22 protein-coding genes are annotated in these 15,116 nt (G+C 61.6%); 12 read left to right on the top strand and 10 right to left on the bottom strand.

Annotated elements, in window-relative coordinates; all coding sequences use genetic code 11:
- The first annotated feature begins 5 nt into the window (after positions 1-5).
- The 4 genes from ACSQ2A_RS13335 to ACSQ2A_RS13320 are packed head-to-tail and all read left to right on the top strand — an operon-like array spanning position 6 to position 2,704.
- A complete protein-coding gene (locus tag ACSQ2A_RS13335) occupies positions 6-746 on the top strand; it encodes a FadR/GntR family transcriptional regulator (RefSeq protein ID WP_295414768.1) in 741 nt (246 codons plus the stop codon).
- A 32-nt stretch (positions 747-778) separates the two neighbouring features.
- Positions 779-1,603 (top strand): 5-dehydro-4-deoxy-D-glucuronate isomerase, encoded by an 825-nt coding sequence (gene kduI, locus ACSQ2A_RS13330; protein WP_436072620.1) that lies wholly within the window; start codon positions 779-781, stop codon positions 1,601-1,603.
- Complete coding sequence (kduD, locus tag ACSQ2A_RS13325) at positions 1,600-2,364, top strand: 2-dehydro-3-deoxy-D-gluconate 5-dehydrogenase KduD (protein ID WP_436072831.1); 765 nt, start codon at positions 1,600-1,602, stop codon at positions 2,362-2,364. Before kduI ends, kduD begins: the two co-directional genes overlap by 4 nt.
- Before the next feature lie 4 nt (positions 2,365-2,368).
- Positions 2,369-2,704, top strand: a complete 336-nt coding sequence (locus tag ACSQ2A_RS13320; RefSeq protein WP_295414765.1) for a cupin domain-containing protein — start codon at positions 2,369-2,371, stop codon at positions 2,702-2,704.
- On the opposite strand, the gene ACSQ2A_RS13315 is transcribed toward ACSQ2A_RS13320, so the two are convergent.
- Positions 2,701-3,321, bottom strand: coding sequence for a hypothetical protein (locus ACSQ2A_RS13315; protein ID WP_436072619.1), 621 nt, complete (start codon positions 3,319-3,321; stop codon positions 2,701-2,703). The genes ACSQ2A_RS13320 and ACSQ2A_RS13315 overlap by 4 nt on opposite strands.
- Before the next feature lie 91 nt (positions 3,322-3,412).
- Between ACSQ2A_RS13315 and ACSQ2A_RS13310 the strand changes: the two genes are divergently transcribed.
- The 4 genes from ACSQ2A_RS13310 (at position 3,413) to ACSQ2A_RS13295 (ending at position 6,153) form a co-directional block, all read left to right on the top strand.
- The gene (locus ACSQ2A_RS13310; RefSeq protein ID WP_295414761.1) at positions 3,413-4,030 is read left to right on the top strand and encodes a trimeric intracellular cation channel family protein; all 618 of its coding nucleotides are present in this window, start codon (positions 3,413-3,415) and stop codon (positions 4,028-4,030) included.
- Entirely contained in the window at positions 4,027-4,374 is a 348-nt protein-coding gene (locus tag ACSQ2A_RS13305; protein WP_436072618.1) for a DUF4326 domain-containing protein, read from the top strand. The genes ACSQ2A_RS13310 and ACSQ2A_RS13305 overlap by 4 nt, the downstream gene beginning before the upstream one ends.
- Before the next feature lie 58 nt (positions 4,375-4,432).
- Positions 4,433-5,644, top strand: a complete 1,212-nt coding sequence (gene uxuA / locus ACSQ2A_RS13300) for a mannonate dehydratase (RefSeq protein WP_436072617.1) — start codon at positions 4,433-4,435, stop codon at positions 5,642-5,644.
- A 161-nt stretch (positions 5,645-5,805) separates the two neighbouring features.
- Entirely contained in the window at positions 5,806-6,153 is a 348-nt protein-coding gene (locus ACSQ2A_RS13295; protein WP_436072616.1) for a response regulator, read from the top strand.
- A gap of 2 nt (positions 6,154-6,155) precedes the next feature.
- Here ACSQ2A_RS13295 and ACSQ2A_RS13290 read toward each other — a convergent pair whose 3' ends face one another.
- The 6 genes from ACSQ2A_RS13290 to ACSQ2A_RS13265 all read right to left on the bottom strand — a co-directional run bounded on the left by ACSQ2A_RS13290 (position 6,156) and on the right by ACSQ2A_RS13265 (position 10,828).
- Entirely contained in the window at positions 6,156-7,298 is a 1,143-nt protein-coding gene (locus ACSQ2A_RS13290) for a succinylglutamate desuccinylase/aspartoacylase family protein (protein WP_436072615.1), read from the bottom strand.
- 11 nt (positions 7,299-7,309) lie between these two features.
- Positions 7,310-7,597: an MTH1187 family thiamine-binding protein gene (locus ACSQ2A_RS13285; protein WP_436072614.1), complete on the bottom strand. Its 288-nt coding sequence runs from the start codon at positions 7,595-7,597 to the stop codon at positions 7,310-7,312.
- Positions 7,598-7,609: 12 nt separating this feature from the next.
- Positions 7,610-8,344: an ABC transporter permease gene (locus tag ACSQ2A_RS13280; protein WP_436072613.1), complete on the bottom strand. Its 735-nt coding sequence runs from the start codon at positions 8,342-8,344 to the stop codon at positions 7,610-7,612.
- A complete protein-coding gene (locus ACSQ2A_RS13275; protein ID WP_436072612.1) occupies positions 8,344-9,156 on the bottom strand; it encodes an ABC transporter permease subunit in 813 nt (270 codons plus the stop codon). Before ACSQ2A_RS13275 ends, ACSQ2A_RS13280 begins: the two co-directional genes overlap by 1 nt.
- Positions 9,157-9,217: 61 nt before the next feature.
- On the bottom strand, positions 9,218-9,970 hold the full coding sequence (locus ACSQ2A_RS13270) for a transporter substrate-binding domain-containing protein (RefSeq protein ID WP_295414749.1): 753 nt from the start codon (positions 9,968-9,970) through the stop codon (positions 9,218-9,220).
- A gap of 60 nt (positions 9,971-10,030) precedes the next feature.
- Positions 10,031-10,828: an ABC transporter ATP-binding protein gene (locus ACSQ2A_RS13265; protein WP_436072830.1), complete on the bottom strand. Its 798-nt coding sequence runs from the start codon at positions 10,826-10,828 to the stop codon at positions 10,031-10,033.
- Positions 10,829-11,021: 193 nt separating this feature from the next.
- Between ACSQ2A_RS13265 and ACSQ2A_RS13260 the strand changes: the two genes are divergently transcribed.
- On the top strand, positions 11,022-11,816 hold the full coding sequence (locus ACSQ2A_RS13260) for a YdcF family protein (RefSeq protein ID WP_436072611.1): 795 nt from the start codon (positions 11,022-11,024) through the stop codon (positions 11,814-11,816).
- A 45-nt stretch (positions 11,817-11,861) separates the two neighbouring features.
- Here ACSQ2A_RS13260 and ACSQ2A_RS13255 read toward each other — a convergent pair whose 3' ends face one another.
- Together ACSQ2A_RS13255 and ACSQ2A_RS13250 are read right to left on the bottom strand one after the other, a co-directional pair.
- A complete protein-coding gene (locus ACSQ2A_RS13255; protein ID WP_295414746.1) occupies positions 11,862-12,026 on the bottom strand; it encodes a DUF1328 domain-containing protein in 165 nt (54 codons plus the stop codon).
- A gap of 113 nt (positions 12,027-12,139) precedes the next feature.
- Positions 12,140-12,934, bottom strand: a complete 795-nt coding sequence (locus ACSQ2A_RS13250) for a response regulator (RefSeq protein WP_436072610.1) — start codon at positions 12,932-12,934, stop codon at positions 12,140-12,142.
- A 149-nt stretch (positions 12,935-13,083) separates the two neighbouring features.
- Between ACSQ2A_RS13250 and ACSQ2A_RS13245 the strand changes: the two genes are divergently transcribed.
- Positions 13,084-13,293 (top strand): NepR family anti-sigma factor, encoded by a 210-nt coding sequence (locus ACSQ2A_RS13245; protein ID WP_295414742.1) that lies wholly within the window; start codon positions 13,084-13,086, stop codon positions 13,291-13,293.
- Between the two features lie 4 nt (positions 13,294-13,297).
- Entirely contained in the window at positions 13,298-13,852 is a 555-nt protein-coding gene (locus ACSQ2A_RS13240; protein ID WP_295414741.1) for an RNA polymerase sigma factor, read from the top strand.
- Here ACSQ2A_RS13240 and ACSQ2A_RS13235 read toward each other — a convergent pair.
- Positions 13,840-14,211 carry a hypothetical protein gene (locus ACSQ2A_RS13235; protein WP_436072609.1) on the bottom strand — a complete coding sequence of 124 codons (372 nt, stop codon included), beginning with the start codon at positions 14,209-14,211 and terminating at the stop codon, positions 13,840-13,842. The genes ACSQ2A_RS13240 and ACSQ2A_RS13235 overlap by 13 nt on opposite strands.
- A 141-nt stretch (positions 14,212-14,352) precedes the next feature.
- On the opposite strand from ACSQ2A_RS13235, the gene ACSQ2A_RS13230 reads away from it, so the two are divergent.
- Complete coding sequence (locus tag ACSQ2A_RS13230; protein WP_436072608.1) at positions 14,353-15,108, top strand: Crp/Fnr family transcriptional regulator; 756 nt, start codon at positions 14,353-14,355, stop codon at positions 15,106-15,108.
- The last annotated feature ends 8 nt before the right edge of the window (positions 15,109-15,116 follow it).

The raw sequence follows: 15,116 nt of genomic DNA, 5'->3' as shown, positions 1-15,116 counted from the left end.
ACACCATGTCTCTGATCGAAATCTCCCCGCCGCCCAGAAAACCCAAACTCGCCGAAATGGTCGTCGATGCGCTGCGCAAGCGCATCGGGGCCGGCGAGTTCGGGCCGGGCGAGAAACTGCCGACGGAAAGCCAGCTGACCGTGCATTTCGGCGTCAGCCGGACGGTGGTGCGCGAGGCGATTGCGGCCCTTGCCGCTGACGGCACCGTGCAGCCGCGGCAGGGTGCAGGGGTGTTCGTGATGGCCAATGCGGCCAGCGCCTTCACCTCCATCGGAGGAGAGACATCCAACAAGATTTCGGTGGCGCTCAACGTGCTTGAAGTGCGTATGGGCATCGAGATCGAGTCGGCGGGTCTCGCGGCGCTGCGGCGCAGTGCCAGCCAGGATGCGGCCATTCATGAAGCCTGGAATGAATTCGGGCGTTTGCTGAAGCAGGGCAATCCGACCGGCAAGACGGACTTCGCCTTCCATCGCGCCGTGGCTGCGGCGACCAATAATCCATTCTACATCGAAGTGCTGGATGCACTGGGGAGCCGGACGATTCCCTGCGACGTAGCTTCGCCTTGGGGCACGGAAAGCGTGCTCACCTATGACTATCAGGCGGGGCTGCACGAAGAGCACAAGCGCATCATGCTTGCCATATCGGCCCAGAATGCCGATGGCGCGCGGGAGGCAATGCGCGAGCATCTGTCGCGCAGCCAGGACCGCTATCGCGCGCGTCTCGCCGAGCAGAGCGACGAACACTGAATACCAACTCCAAGTTATTTGCCGGAGAAACCATGAGCACCGAATTCGATATCCGCTTTGCCATTGATCCCGCTGGTGCTGCCGGCATGGGCACGGCGGAGCTGCGCGAGAATTTTCTCATAGACGACCTCTTTGCCGATGCTGCGGTGCGCTGGACCTATACGCATTATGACCGCATGGCGGTTGGTGGCGCGGTGCCGAGCGGTGGGGAACTGGCGCTTGAGACGATCAAGCCGACGGGCACGGCGAATTTCCTCGATCGTCGCGAGCTGATCGCGGTCAATATCGGCGAGGCGGGTACCATCACCGTCGATGGTACCGCCCACGCGGTTGGTCCTCGCGACATGCTTTATGTCGGTATGGGGTCGAAGGATGTGCGCTTTGGCGGTGCCGGCGCAAAGTACTATCTCCTCAGTGCTCCGGCCCATGCCTCACATCCGACGACGCTTCTGCAGCAATCGGGCGCAAAGCGGCTCGATATGGGTAGCGCCGAAACGGCAAACGAACGTTCGATCTTCCAGTACACGAACAGCCTCAAGAGCTGTCAGCTTGTCGTTGGCCTGACTCAGTTTGCGCCGGGTTCGGTCTGGAACACGATGCCGGCCCATGTTCATGACCGGCGCATGGAGGCCTATCTCTATTTCGACCTCAAGCCCGACGCTTTCGTCGTGCATCTGATGGGTGAACCGGACGAAACGCGGCACATGATCGTGCGCAACGAGCAGGCAATTCTGTCGCCGCCGTGGTCGATTCATTGTGGCGCGGGAACTGGCGCCTATACCTTTATCTGGGCGATGGCCGGGGACAACATCGACTATACGGACGCCGAGAAGGTGCCGATGGAAGAGTTGCGCTGATGAATCCTAGCGCATTCAGCCTTTCGGGCAAGACCGTCATGGTCACCGGCGCCAATACCGGCATCGGGCAGGGCATGGCCCTGTCCATTGGCCGGGCAGGCGGGCGGGTGATCGGGGTCGGTCGCTCGTCCATGGAAGAAACGGCCTCGCTGATGGCGGGGCAGGGCGCTGATTTTGCCGAGGTGCGGGCCGATCTTGGCTCGACCAAGGAAGCGCAGGCCATGTTCGATGGGGCTTGGGAGCAGCACGGCCCGATCGATGGCCTCGTCAACAATGCCGGGATCATCAAGCGGGTCGATGCGGTGGATTTCACCGAGGCTGATTGGGACCAGGTGATGGACATCAATCTCAAGACGATGTTCTTCCTCGCCCAGTCGCTGGGCCGCAGGGCCATCGAGGCTAATCGGCCGGCGCGGATCGTCAACATCGCTTCAATGCTGAGCTTCCAGGGCGGTATCCGCGTGGCGAGCTATACGGCCTCGAAGAGCGGGGTGCTGGGCATAACGCGGCTGCTCGCAAATGAATGGGCGGCCAAGGGCATCAATGTGAATGCCGTAGCGCCCGGCTATATCGAGACCAACAATACCGAGGCGCTGCGAAACGATCCTGATCGATCGGCGTCAATTCTCGGGCGCATTCCGGCGGGGCGCTGGGGTGTGCCGTCGGACATTGGCGATGCCGCGGTGTTCCTGCTCGCTCCCGCTTCCAACTACATGCATGGCGCCGTCATCCCCGTCGATGGCGGCTGGCTCGCAAGGTGATTTCATGACTGAACAGAAGTTTTTCGCGCAACCCAACGAGACCGAATGGACCGAACTGGCGCCGGGCAATACCCGGCGTGTGCTGATCTACACGCCGGAGGTGATGCAGGTCGAGTTTGGCTTCGATAAGGGCGCTGTCGGAGCGCTCCATAGCCATCCGCATATCCAGGTGAGCTATGTCGCCGAGGGCAGTTTTGAAGTGACCATCGACGGCAAGACGCAGGTGGTGGGGCAGGGTGGCAGCTTTATCGTGCCGTCGGGCCTCGTCCATGGCGTCGTGGCGCTAGAAAAGGGCCGTTTGGTCGACGTGTTCACGCCGCACCGGGCGGATTTCCTCTAGCCGATCTCCTCCAGCATCGCCGCGTAGGCCTCATCGTGCCGGCCGGCCCAATTGGGTTTGCCGGGTTCGGTGAGGCGGCCGCGGCGGGGCGGGATGAAGCTGTAGATGCCGCGGATGGGATCTTCACGCCATTGCAGATTGAAGGCGGCAAACTTGGGGAAGAATTCCATATCGGAATAGGGCAAGTGATCGTGCACCCACCAAGCCATGGCTTCCCAGTCGCCGGTTCGCTCGTAATAGGGGATGAAGCGGTTGACGATCACGCAGGCGGTCGCGCCCATTCGACCCTTGGCGTCGTGGCGGTCCCAGATGTGGCCGGCAAAGTTGCTGTCATTGCTGCCGCAATTGAGCTTGTTGATATTGCCGAAATGGTTGACCTCGGGCGATCGGTAGGACGAGCGGACGGAGATGCGGCCGAATTTTGCCTGCAGCGGTTCGAGCAGTTCTCCGCAGAGGCGCTTGCCGGCGGCGATGGCGAGATCGGGGTCATCGGGCAGGTTCTGGAAGCCGTTGATGACGGCGATTTCGGAGTACAAAAAGTCGCGCATGAAGAAGTTTTCGGAAAGGCGGACGCGGCCGAAGGCTTCGAGGGCGCGGACGGTTTTCGGCTGGCGCATGGGACAAATCCTTCTCAGGTCTGGACGGCCAGTGGTGCTTCTGTAACGTGGCGGCGACAACCCGGTTTCGACCAGCCGCCAGGATTCTTCCATGCTTACCATGATGTTCTATGTCGCGATCACAGCCGACGCGATGTCGGCGGCCCTCGCTGCGGGGCGGCGCAACATGGACTGGTTCGGTGTTTGTCTGATCGCCTGCATAACGGCGCTGGGCGGAGGCACGGCGCGCGATCTGTTTCTGGACCACTACCCGCTCTATTGGGTGCAAAACCCCTACATTCTGGTGCTGTGCTGCGGTGCAGCCCTTCTCACTATCGCCATTGCGCCATTGGTGCACCGGCTGCGCTGGCCCTTCCTGCTGCTCGACGCGCTGGGTCTGGTGGTCTTCACCATCATCGGCTGCAATATCGCCATGGAGACGCAGGCGCATCCGATTATCGTCATCGTAGCGGGCATGGTGACGGGGATCGTGGGCGGTATCATGCGTGACGTCCTGTGCCAGGACGTGCCGCTTGTCTTTCACGGCGAACTCTACGCCACCGTCTCGATCGTGACGGGCATTGTCTACTATCTCGGCATCACCGCCGGGCTGCATCCGGATCTGGTCTTGCTGGTGGCGCTGGGCGTCGGCCTGCCGCTGCGTGTGCTGTCCATCATGTTCAAATGGGAAATGCCGAAATTCGTCTTCGACAGGGAGATGCGCAAATGAGGCCGGTACGTATCGTGTTGTCGCGTCGGGCAGGTTTCGACCTGCAGGCTATTTCGAAGGCGATCAATGGATTGCCGGCGCATTCTGTTGCGCGACCCGGGCCTTGGGGCAATCCCTTCAGCATCGATGCTGTGGCCGAGGAAACCGGACTCGACCGGGCGGCCGCGCAGGTCGAGGCGGTCGCGCGGCACGGCCGGTGGATGCGGGGTGAAATTGAGGCCGATCGGCCGCGACCGTCGCTCGAAAAGATTCGCGCTGAACTTGCGGGCAAGAACCTTGCCTGCTGGTGTCGCGAGGGAACGCCCTGCCATGTGGAAACCCTAATAAAGCTGGCGAACGACTAGGGTTCTCTTGCGCGAAATGTGCTAGTACCGATCTACCATACAAGAATGGAGTTTCGACTTGCGACAGACCTGGCGGTGGTTCGGCCCCAAGGACCTTTGCAGCATCGATGATATTACGCAGGTCGGTGCCGTCGGCGTCGTGAGCGCGCTGCATCATGTGCCCAATGGCGTCGTCTGGACGCCGGAGGAGATCGCCAAGCGTTACAAGGAAATCGCCACCCGCAAGGACGGCACGGCTTCGGGTCTGACATGGGATGTGGTGGAAAGCCTGCCGGTCAGCGAGGACATCAAGAAGCAGAAGGGCAATTGGCGCGAGCACATTGCCAACTACAAGATTTCCATGCGCAACCTCGCCGAGAGCGGCATGGAAGTGATCTGCTACAATTTCATGCCGGTGCTGGACTGGACGCGCACCGATCTGCGCTGGACCGTGCCCAATGGCGGTTCGTGCATGCGCTTCGATATCAATGATTTCGCGGCTTTCGATATCTATATCCTGAAGCGTCCGGGCGCTGCTGCCGACTATACCAATGCCATTGCCGACGAGGCGGGGCGTCGTGTTGCTGCGATGAGCGAGGACGAGAAGAAGACGCTCGGTCGCAATGTAACCATGGGTCTGCCGGGCTCGACGGAATCCATGTCGCTAGAGGACGTGCAGGCGCATCTCGACGAATATGGCGCTATCAGCCGCGATCAGTTGCGGCAGCATTTTGTGCAGTTTCTCGAGGAGGTTGTGCCGGAAGCGGAAAAGCTGGGCCTGCGACTTTGCTGCCACCCGGACGATCCTCCGTTCGCGCTGCTCGGCCTGCCGCGCGTCATGTCAACCGAGGCAGACTACAGGTTCATCCTCGATGCCGTGGATAGCCCCAGCAATGGCATGACGCTGTGTTCGGGGTCACTCGGCGCGCGGCCGGATAATGATCTGCCGGGCATGATGGAACGCTTTGGGCCAAAGGTGCACTTCCTGCACCTGCGCAATGTGAAGCGCGACAATGACGACATTGTCGGCTCGTTCTACGAGGCCGAGCATCTGGCGGGGGATACCGACATGGTGGCACTGATCGCCGCCATCATTCGCGAGGAGCGCCGCCGCAAGGCTGAAGGCCGCAAGGATTGGGTCATTCCCATGCGTCCCGATCACGGTCAGGACATTCTCGACGATCTCGGGCGCCGGGCGCAGCCGGGCTATCCCACGATTGGTCGCATGAAGGGGCTGGCCGAGCTGCGCGGTGTAATGACGGCGCTGGAGCATGGAAAGGTCGGATTGTAACGATCTGGTTCACGGCTCGTGAACAGGCCGCCGCCCACACTCCCGGGACGATTCGGGGAAGGGCGTGTGGGATGGGTGTTCGGGCAGCGATGCAGCGGGCAGTGGCCTCGTTGAGGTCAGTGGAAGCCAGCAAGGTCGGGCCGATCGCAAGGATCGATCCCATGCGTGTTCTGGTCGTCAACGACGACCAGAACGTTCTTGATGTCGCGGAACGCTTGTTGATCGGGGATGGCTACGTCCCGATCCTGACAGGCACGCCCCAATCGGCCCTGCAGATCGCCCGGTCGATGCGGCCGGGTGCCATTTTCCTCGATGTGCTGATGCCGGGTTTTGATGGCTGGGACCTGCTCGCGGCGCTGAAGTCTGATCCCGAAACCAGCGGCATTCCCGTGTTGATGATCTGCATGCTGGGCGAGTGCCGCAAGGCGCTCGATGCTGGGGCGGAGGGCGTGATCGCCAAGCCGCTCGATGCTCAAAGGGTGCGGGCCGCTATGGCCCGCATTGGCTGATATCAGTCTTCGAGCAGGTAGCCGCCGGCGCGGCTCGGCAGAATGTCCTTGCCCACGATCTTGGCAACGGCTGAACCGGCAACGGCGAATTTTGCAGAAGCGCGGGAGAGGATGAAGCCGCTGGTGCCGGCGCGAATGGGTGTGCGGGCGACGAAGGCTTCGGGGCCGTCCATGGCGATGAGGTCGGCGACGACATCACCGGCCTTCACTTCCTGGCCGAGTTCGACGCGGTAGGCGAGGAGGCCGGGTTTTGAGGTTCGCAGCACTTCAGTTGCCTCGAACGGGGTGGGGCCGGGGACCGGCGTGACGGGCTTCGAGGCCGGCAGGTCGATCAGGCCGCGGTCCGCGAAGAAATCGAAGAGACCTTGGGCGTCGAGTTTGCCAAAAGCATCATGGGTGTCGGCCTGGCCGCGATATTCGAGCGTGGCGGCCTCGCAAGCCATGGGCACGGAGGCGTTGGGATTGGCGCGCTGGGCCTTGCGGAAGAGGTTGGGCAGGACTTCGTCAAAGGAGCCGCCGCCGCTGTCTTCGGCGGTGAGGGTTGCCGCGACGCCCATGCGATCTGCCAGATCTTGCAGGCCTGGCATCAGGTCGGGCGAGGTGAAGATGTGCATGAGGCTTTCGTCGTCGCAATGGAGGTCGAGGACGATGTCGGCGTCATGCGCGGATTTGAGAATGTGAAGGCGCAGCTTCTGTCCGGCGGTGACCGGGCTTTGCGCGTCGATCCAGGCGCCGACGGCGGCGCGGATGGTGGCGACATTGGCCTTGGCATCGGAGCCGAGCTTGCCCGCAACACTCTCGGCAATGATCGGGTAGAGGTCGGGCCAGCGGCGGTTGAAGTTGACGCCGGTTTCGAGGTCGTAGCGGCCGATATGGCGGCGCAGCACGCGGGCGGCGAGGCCCAGCGGATTGACCGAGGGGAAGAGCACGAAGCGGGCGCGCAGTTTCCCGGCGGCATCGGCATCGCGCAGCATGGGCAACAGATGATGGATGGCCATGGTGCCCGGCTGCTCGTCGGCATGGAGCGCGGCTTGCAGGTGCACCTTGGTTTCGGCCGCCTCGGGACCGACAGTGTACCAATAGAGTCGCGTGGTCTGGCCGGGGGCGTCGCTGGGGAGGTCGAGGTGGTGCTGGGAAAAGGTCATGTGCGGATAACTCAGGCGAGACGGGCGAGCTTGTCGGCCATGGTCTGCGGTTTGTCGGTGCGGGTCGAGAAACGCATAGTGCAGAAAATGCGCTCGACGCCAAGTTCATGGAGGCGCTGGCAGCAGGCCTCGACGGCGGCGCTGACGTCGCTCATCTCGCCTTCGATATTGGTGCCGTTAGCGTGCATCTCATGGGTGAGGCCGGTGCCTGCGAGGATGTCGCGGACTTCGCGGATATAGGCGGAGACGGATGGCCCCACGCCCATGGGAACGATGCAGAGGTCGGCGATGATCTTCATGGTCGCTCCTTGTCAGCGCATCCATTTGGGCCGGAAGCGCATGCGCGGCGGCGCCGGCATGTGGCGCATCAGGCGCTGATAGACGAGGCCGAAGAGGAAGAAAACCACCAGCGACACGGCGAGGAAATAGAGCGCCGCCACCGAGAAGTGGAGAAAGGCGTTGTAATCGCGTTCGAACAGGGTCTTGGCCGTGATCATCAGGTCGGCCTGGGCGCCGACAACGGGCAGGGCGAAATAGACGATAGCGGTGGCGTGGAAGAGAAAAACCACTTCATTGGTATAGGCCGGCCAGGCGAGACGGATCAGATTGGGCCAGGTAACGCGGCGGAACTGCTGGCTGCGGGACATGCCATAGGCGCGGGCGGCTTCGACTTCGCCGCGTGGCACGGCGCGCAGGGCGCCATAGAAGATTTCGCCGGTATAGGCGGCCGTGTTCAGCACCAGTACCAGCGGACCGATGAAGAGTGGGTGCAGCACGAAGCCGGATATTCCCAGAGGCTTCCAGACCGAGAGGTTGAGCGACAGGGCCAGGGAATAGAACATGAAGAACTGGATGAAGAGCGGCGAGCCGCGGAAGGCGTAGATATAGCCGCGCGAGAGGCGGTTGATGATCAGGTTGGGCGAGGCCTTGCCGAGGGCGAGAAAGACGGCCAGCACGAAGCCGATCGGGATCGAGGCTGCAGCGAAGTAGATGTTGAACAGGACTGCCTGCGACATCAGGGCGAGATCGTTGAGGAAAGGCTGCATCAGACGCGCGCCTCGCTCAGAATGCCCTTGCCGGCCCGGCGCATGATTGCCTCGAAGGCGCGCTCGGAGAGCCAGGTCACGAGGATGTAGAAGACGAAGAGCACGAGATAGTAGCGCCAGCGCCAGTCCTCGTGCACGAGGCCCACGGCGGGCAGGAAGTTCGGCGCGCCAAGACGGTCGGCCCAGAGGACGATATCGGCGATCTGCAGGAGCGAGAGCAGCGAGGTCGCCTTGACGATCAGCATCCAGACATTGGAGAGGCCGGGGAGGGCATAGACCCACATCTGGCGGATCTGAATGCGCCAGAGCACCTGGCCCGGCGACATGCCGAAGGCGCGGGCGGCTTCAAGCTGGCCGGCGGGGACGGAGCGCAGGGCGCCGTGAATGACGTTAGTGGCGAAGGCGCCGTAAACGAGGCCCAGCGAGACGCTGGCAAGGATGAGATATTCTGTGGTGCCGAGGAACCAGTTGGCTTCCTTGCAGGGCGGCCAGGCGGCGGTTTGGGCGGCGATGGCTTCGGGGGTACAGATCTGGCTCGCGACCAGCCATTCGACGCCCTGCTCGAAGGCCAGCGGGAAGAAGAGGAAGAACAATACGTCGGGCACGCCGCGGACGATGGACGAATAGAACGTGCCGATGAGGCGCAGGGGCAGGAAGCGCGAGTTTTTCAGGGTCGCGCCGAGAAGGCCGAAGAAGACGGCTAGCGCGCCACCCATCAGGGCGGCGAGAACCGTGAACTGGAAGCTGGCATACCAGGTCAAATGCTTGCCGTTGGTCAGATAGCTGAACCAATAGGCGATGTCGTCGGTCATGTGGCTGGCACCAGTTCCGTAGGTAGGCGAAGGGCCTTTGGCCCTTCGCCGAAATCAAGCCTTATTCGGCGAAGTAGGGGCCGCGGCCTTCGAACCACTTGGCGATCAGCTCATCGACGGTGCCGTCTGCCTTGAGGGCGGTCAGGGTTTCGTCGAGCTTGGCCTTGAGTTCGGTATCTTCCTTGCGCAGGCCACCACCGACGCCGTTGCCGATCAGCACGTCTTCGCCGATGAAGGCGATACCGCCACCCGAGGCAGCAACGACGGGCTCGAGATAGGCGCCGTCGGCGAGAATGGTGTCGAGATTGCCGGCGGCGAGGTCAGCCATGGCCTGGTCGGCGGTGGCGAAGGTCACGACGGTATTGCCTGCGGCAAAGTTCTCTTCGGCATAGGCAGCCTGGATCGTGCCGCCCTGAACGCCGACGCGCTTGCCGGAAAGAGCGGCAAAGTCGATCTCGGTACCAGCCATGGCCACGAACTTGGACGGATCGGGCGGGAAGTAGTTCTGGGTGAAGTCGATGGTTTCGAGGCGTTCGTCGGTGATCGACATGCCGGCCATGATCAGGTCGTAGTTGCCGGCGAGCAGGTTCGGGATGATCGAATCCCAGTCATTGATCAGCCATTCGCAGGTGAGGCCGGCCTTTTCGCAGATGGCATTGCCTAGGTCGATCTCGAAGCCGGCAGGCTTGCCGCTGTCATCGAGGAAGTTCCACGGCGCATAGGCGCCTTCGGTGGCGATGCGGATGGATTCCTGCGCCATGGCCGAACCGCCGAGGGCGAGAGCGGCAAGAGCTGCCAGCATAATCTTCTTCATGTTGTCTCCGTTGCGTTTGACGTCGCATGTCTGCCCGGTTGTCCGGGTCTGGTGGGGCCGCTAGCTGTGGCTGGCGGCGTTTAGGAACTGTTTGAGGCGGGCCGATTTGGTGGCGCCGAATACTTCGTCCGGGGTGCCTTCCTCCTCGATCTGGCCCTGATGGAGGAAAATGACCTTGTCCGAAACCGAGCGGGCGAACTCCATGTCGTGGGTGACCAGCACCATGGAGCGGCCCTCGTCGGCGAGAACCTTGATGACGCGCAAAACTTCGACTTCGAGCTCGGGATCGAGCGCCGAGGTCGGCTCGTCGAAGAGCATGACGCGCGGATTGATGCAGAGGGCCCGGGCGATGGCCGCGCGCTGCTGCTGGCCGCCGGACAGCTGGGACGGGTAGGCGTCGGTCTTGCTGCCAATGCCGACCTTGTCGAGCATGGCGCGGGCCGCGGCTTCCACCTCGGAGCGTTGGCGGCCCTGCACGATGAGCGGGGCCTCCATGACGTTTTCGAGGATCGTCATGTGTGCCCAGAGATTGAACGACTGGAACACCATGCCGAGTTCGGAGCGGATGCGGCGGATCTGGGCTTCGTCGGCGATGTGCCGGTTTTGGCCGGTGCCGCGCAGCTTGATGGGTTCACCATCGATCAGCACGTCGCCGTCGTCGGGCACTTCGAGCATGTTGATGCAGCGCAGAAGCGTCGATTTACCGGAGCCCGAAGAGCCGATCAGCGAAATGACCTCGCCTTCGCGGGCCGAAAAGGAAATGCCTCTGAGAACCTCCAACGCGCCGAAGGACTTGTGCAAGTCCCGTAACTCAACAACCGGCGATGTCCCCGCCCGTATGGGCCTAGCTTCCTGCATGCTCACCATGTCACCCGCTTCTCGGGTGTTCCTGAACGGCAATTGCCTTTTTTTGAGGCTGGCAATTTTGACCGCCTTCAACAAAAGCAAATGCCGGGCAGATGGCAAGGGGAAAAAGCGATAGTGCCCAGCGCACTTGGCCTTGCGAGCGAATGCGGGCACAAACGGACGCGGAAGCTAACGGGAAACGTGCATGTTCTTTCTGGCGTCAAAGATCTTCTGGTTGCTCGCTCAGCCCCTCAGCGTGGTCTTTTTGCTGATGCTGGGTGCCGTCGTGGCGCTGTTTTGGGGCAAGAAGCGGCTGGCGGCGACGGCACTTGTGCTTGGCGTGTTGATCCACGGAACGGTGAGCTTCACCAATCTGGGATATCTGATCATGCAGCCATTGGAGGACCGTTTTGCTGTCCCTGCGCCCCCGCCGCCAGTGGTCGACGCCATCATCATGCTGGGTGGCGCGACGCTGGAACGGCCCAGCTCGGCCAGGCAGATTGCGGAACTCAACGATGCCGGCGACCGGCTGACGACCACGCTCTGGCTGGCCCAAACCTATCCATCCGCAAAGATATTTGTCAGTGGTGGCAGCGGGGCTCTGACGGACGAAGGAGAGACGGAGGCGACTACCGCCGAGCGCTTCTTCCTCGCCTTCGGCATTGCGCGGGATCGATTGGTGCTCGAGGGGGAGTCGCGCAATACCGACGAGAATGTCGCCAATACCAAGGATCTACTGGGCGAGAGTGGTGGCGGGACCATCGTTCTCGTCACATCGGCATTTCATATGCCGCGATCCGTGGGGATTTTCGAGAAAGCGGGACTTTCGGTCATTCCATGGCCGACTGACTATCGCACGCCGGGGCCGCAGGGCTTCGGTTTCGACATCGCCAACCTGGTACAAAACGTCAATGTGAGCACGGCCGGGATCAAGGAGTGGGTTGGGCTCTTGATCTACTACTGGACGGGCAAGACGAGCGAACTCTTCCCCGGACCATAAAAAAGGCGGCCGATGGGCCGCCTTTTTGTTTGAGCTTCCTGATTTCTAGGTCCGACGGAAGAGGCCGATGAGCAGCGAAACCACGAGGAACGCGAGGAACAGGAAGAAAAGAATCTGCGCGATGCCGGCAGAGGCGCCAGCAATGCCACCGAATCCGAGGACGCCGGCGATCAGGGCAATAACGAGAAAGACGAGGGCATAATAGAGCATGGGTGCCTCCATGGCGTTGTCTTGCCAAGTAAACGTTGGGGGACTTGGCAAGTTCCTGAGGCCAACAAAAAAGCCGGCATAGCCGGCTTTTGAGTTTTGCATGGGAGGAGGACTTACGCCGCGGCGCGAGATCCATCTTCGAAGAACAGCGCCTGGCTGATCAGCGCCTTGACCATATCGGGATTGAACGGCTTCGTCACGAGGAAGGTGGGCTCGGGACGTTCGCCTGTCAGGAGGCGCTCGGGGAAGGCCGTGATGAAGATCACCGGCACCGAATGGGTGTTGAGGATGTCGTTGACGGCGTCGATACCCGAGCTGCCATCGGCCAGCTGGATGTCGGCCAGGATCATGCGTGGCTTGGTCTGGTTGAACAGCTTGATCGCTTCGGCATGGGTGCGGGCGATGCTGACCACCTTGTGGCCGAGGCTCTCCACCATCTGCTCGATGTCCATTGCGATCAGCGGCTCGTCCTCGATGATCATGATCTCGGTGGCTACCTGCCGCGAGATTTCATGCGAGGCTTCATCGAGGAACCTGGCGAACTCTTCATCGCTGACGTCGAGCACCTCTGCTGCCTGGCTATGCGTAAAACCTTCGACTGCAACGAGCAGGAAGGCCTGGCGCGGGCGGGGCGATAGGTTGGCGAGGTTCCTCGCGGCGCGCTGCTCCCAGGCAAAGCTGGAAGTGGGTGCGGGAATATCGACGGAAGACGACGTGAACAGCGCGGAAAAGAGCTTGTACAGCGCAATCCGATCGCTCGATGCCTCCGGGAAGAGGGAAATGTCTGAGATCAGTGCTTCCAGCGTGGCTGCGACATAGGCGTCGCCAGACGTCTGCGACCCTGTAACCGCCCGGGAAAAACGCCGGAGGTAAGGCAGGTGCGGCGCGATCCGCGTGGACAATGACATGTAGGAAACTCCAGTGACGCTTGAGACCGTGACTTCACGAGATGACTAAATCGCGGGGAGAAAGAAAAGTTCCGATGCCTTTGGAACTATTTTTAGCGAACGGACTTTCTCATCGGTAGCGGCAAGCCCCGGGAAGCTAGAGTTAGGGTATGACGAAGGATAACATTGTGAACCAACAACGCGTGCGGCTTCAGCCGGATGACGGACTGGGGCCAACATCGGATATTGGTTCGCGGTTGCGGGCCCTTTACGGGGCCGTGCAGGAGGAGGGGGTTCCAGACCAGCTCCTCGATCTACTGGAAAAGCTCGACAATGCAGAGCGGACCCAGACCAAGCAGTCATCGCAGGGTGGAGAGTGAGTGCATGGCGACCGAAACCCCGTCGTTCAAGCGCGAAATGCTGTCCACACTTCCGAGCCTGCGTGCTTTCGCCGTCTCGCTGACAGGCAAGCATGACAAGGCAGATGACCTTGTGCAGGACACCGTCATGAAAGCCTGGGCGAAGCAATCGAGCTTCGAAATGGGCACCAATATCAAAGCGTGGCTCTTCACCATTCTGCGCAATGAGTTCTACAGCCAGATGCGCAAGCGTGGCCGCGAAGTGCAGGATAGCGACGGTGCTTTCACCGAACGCCTTTCCGTGCACCCCTCCCAATATGGCGCGATGGATCTCGAGGACTTCAAGAAGGCACTGGCGGAACTGCCGGATGATCAACGCGAAGCCATCATTCTGATCGGCGCTTCGGGCTTCTCTTATGAAGAAGCGGCCGAGATTTGCGATTGCGCTGTCGGAACGATGAAGAGCCGCGTCAGCCGCGCGCGTTCACGCCTTCAGGAAATGCTCAAGGTCAGTGGCGAGTCCGACTATGGCCCGGATGCCCTGTCGACGCAGGTGACGACGACCAATCACTCCTTCTGAGGACCAAGAAGGTCCGAGATCAGGGCGAGCATGCGCTCGGACGGAGCTGGCTTGAGCAGGATCGGGGTGCCGGAAAGCCAGTTCAAGTGCTTCTCAAGCTCGGAATCGGCGGTCAGCCCAATGACCGGAATACCTTCGCGCAGCAGCTCGCCGATGAGCGCGATGTGCTCGGGCAGCTCCCGTTCGACCTCGATTATGGCGAGGCCGCAAACGCTCCAGTCCGGGGCGAGTTCTCGGGCATGAACGGGATCCTGGGCGATAATGACCTTGCCGGCGGCAAGGTCGTCCAGGGTATTTTGCAGGTCCATGGCGATGAGGTATTGAGCCTCGACGATCAGAACCGTTCGGCCAGAAAGCATGTCGGCTGTCCATCGTAAGGTACGGCCGCTTTTGAGCTTTCACGGGGCAGGGTGTCATTTAAAAAAGACATGTGGTGGAACGGGTTTGGCGGTTGCACGTTAAGTTGCCAACCCCGCCCATGAACCCTCCGGTATCTCCCATTGAGCCTCGTTCTTCCCAGCACTGGCCGCCGTGTGCCGTGCGAGCAATGTCCCCTGCGAGGCCTTTCCGGTTTTCGTGATTTCACCGACCCGGAATTGCGCTTCGTCTCATCCTTCAAGAGGGGCGAGCTCGTAGCGGAAGCGGGCTCCACCATTCTGTCCGAAGGCACCCACAGCCCCCACCTCTACACGGTGCTGTCGGGCTGGGCCTTTCGCTTCAAAACCCTGCCGGATGGTCGACGGCAGATTCTCAACTATCTGCTGCCAGGCGATCTGCTGGGGTTGCAGGGCTCGATCATGGGGGAGATGGAGCATTCGGTGGAAGCGCTCACCGCAATGGTTCTCTGCGTCTTCCAGCGCGACAAGCTCGACAGCCTATTCGAGGGACATCCGGGGCTCGGCTTCGATGTGACCTGGATCGCGGCTCAGGAGGAGCGGATGCTGGACGAACATCTCTTGAGCCTCGGACGGCGAACGGCGCTGGAGCGGGCAGCCTATCTCCTCGCCTTTCTCCATAGCCGGGCCGAGGCGCTGGGGAAGATCTCCGACAAGCTCCTGCACATTCCGGTCACGCAGCAGCACGTGGCGGATACGTTGGGCCTGTCGATCGTGCATACCAACAAGACGCTTCGCAAGCTGGCGGAAAAGGGCCTCATCCAATGGCTCGACCGCAGCTGCGAGATCGTCGATGCCGAAGGGCTGCGTGAGCTTGCGGACTGGGAGAAACCCAGGGAGCGGAAGCGCCCGCTGATATAGGCCACAGG

Origin of the sequence: Devosia sp. LjRoot3 (assembly GCF_964252865.1) — a bacterium.
Lineage (GTDB): Bacteria > Pseudomonadota > Alphaproteobacteria > Rhizobiales > Devosiaceae > Devosia.
This window is presented reverse-complemented; position numbering and strand designations above follow the sequence as displayed.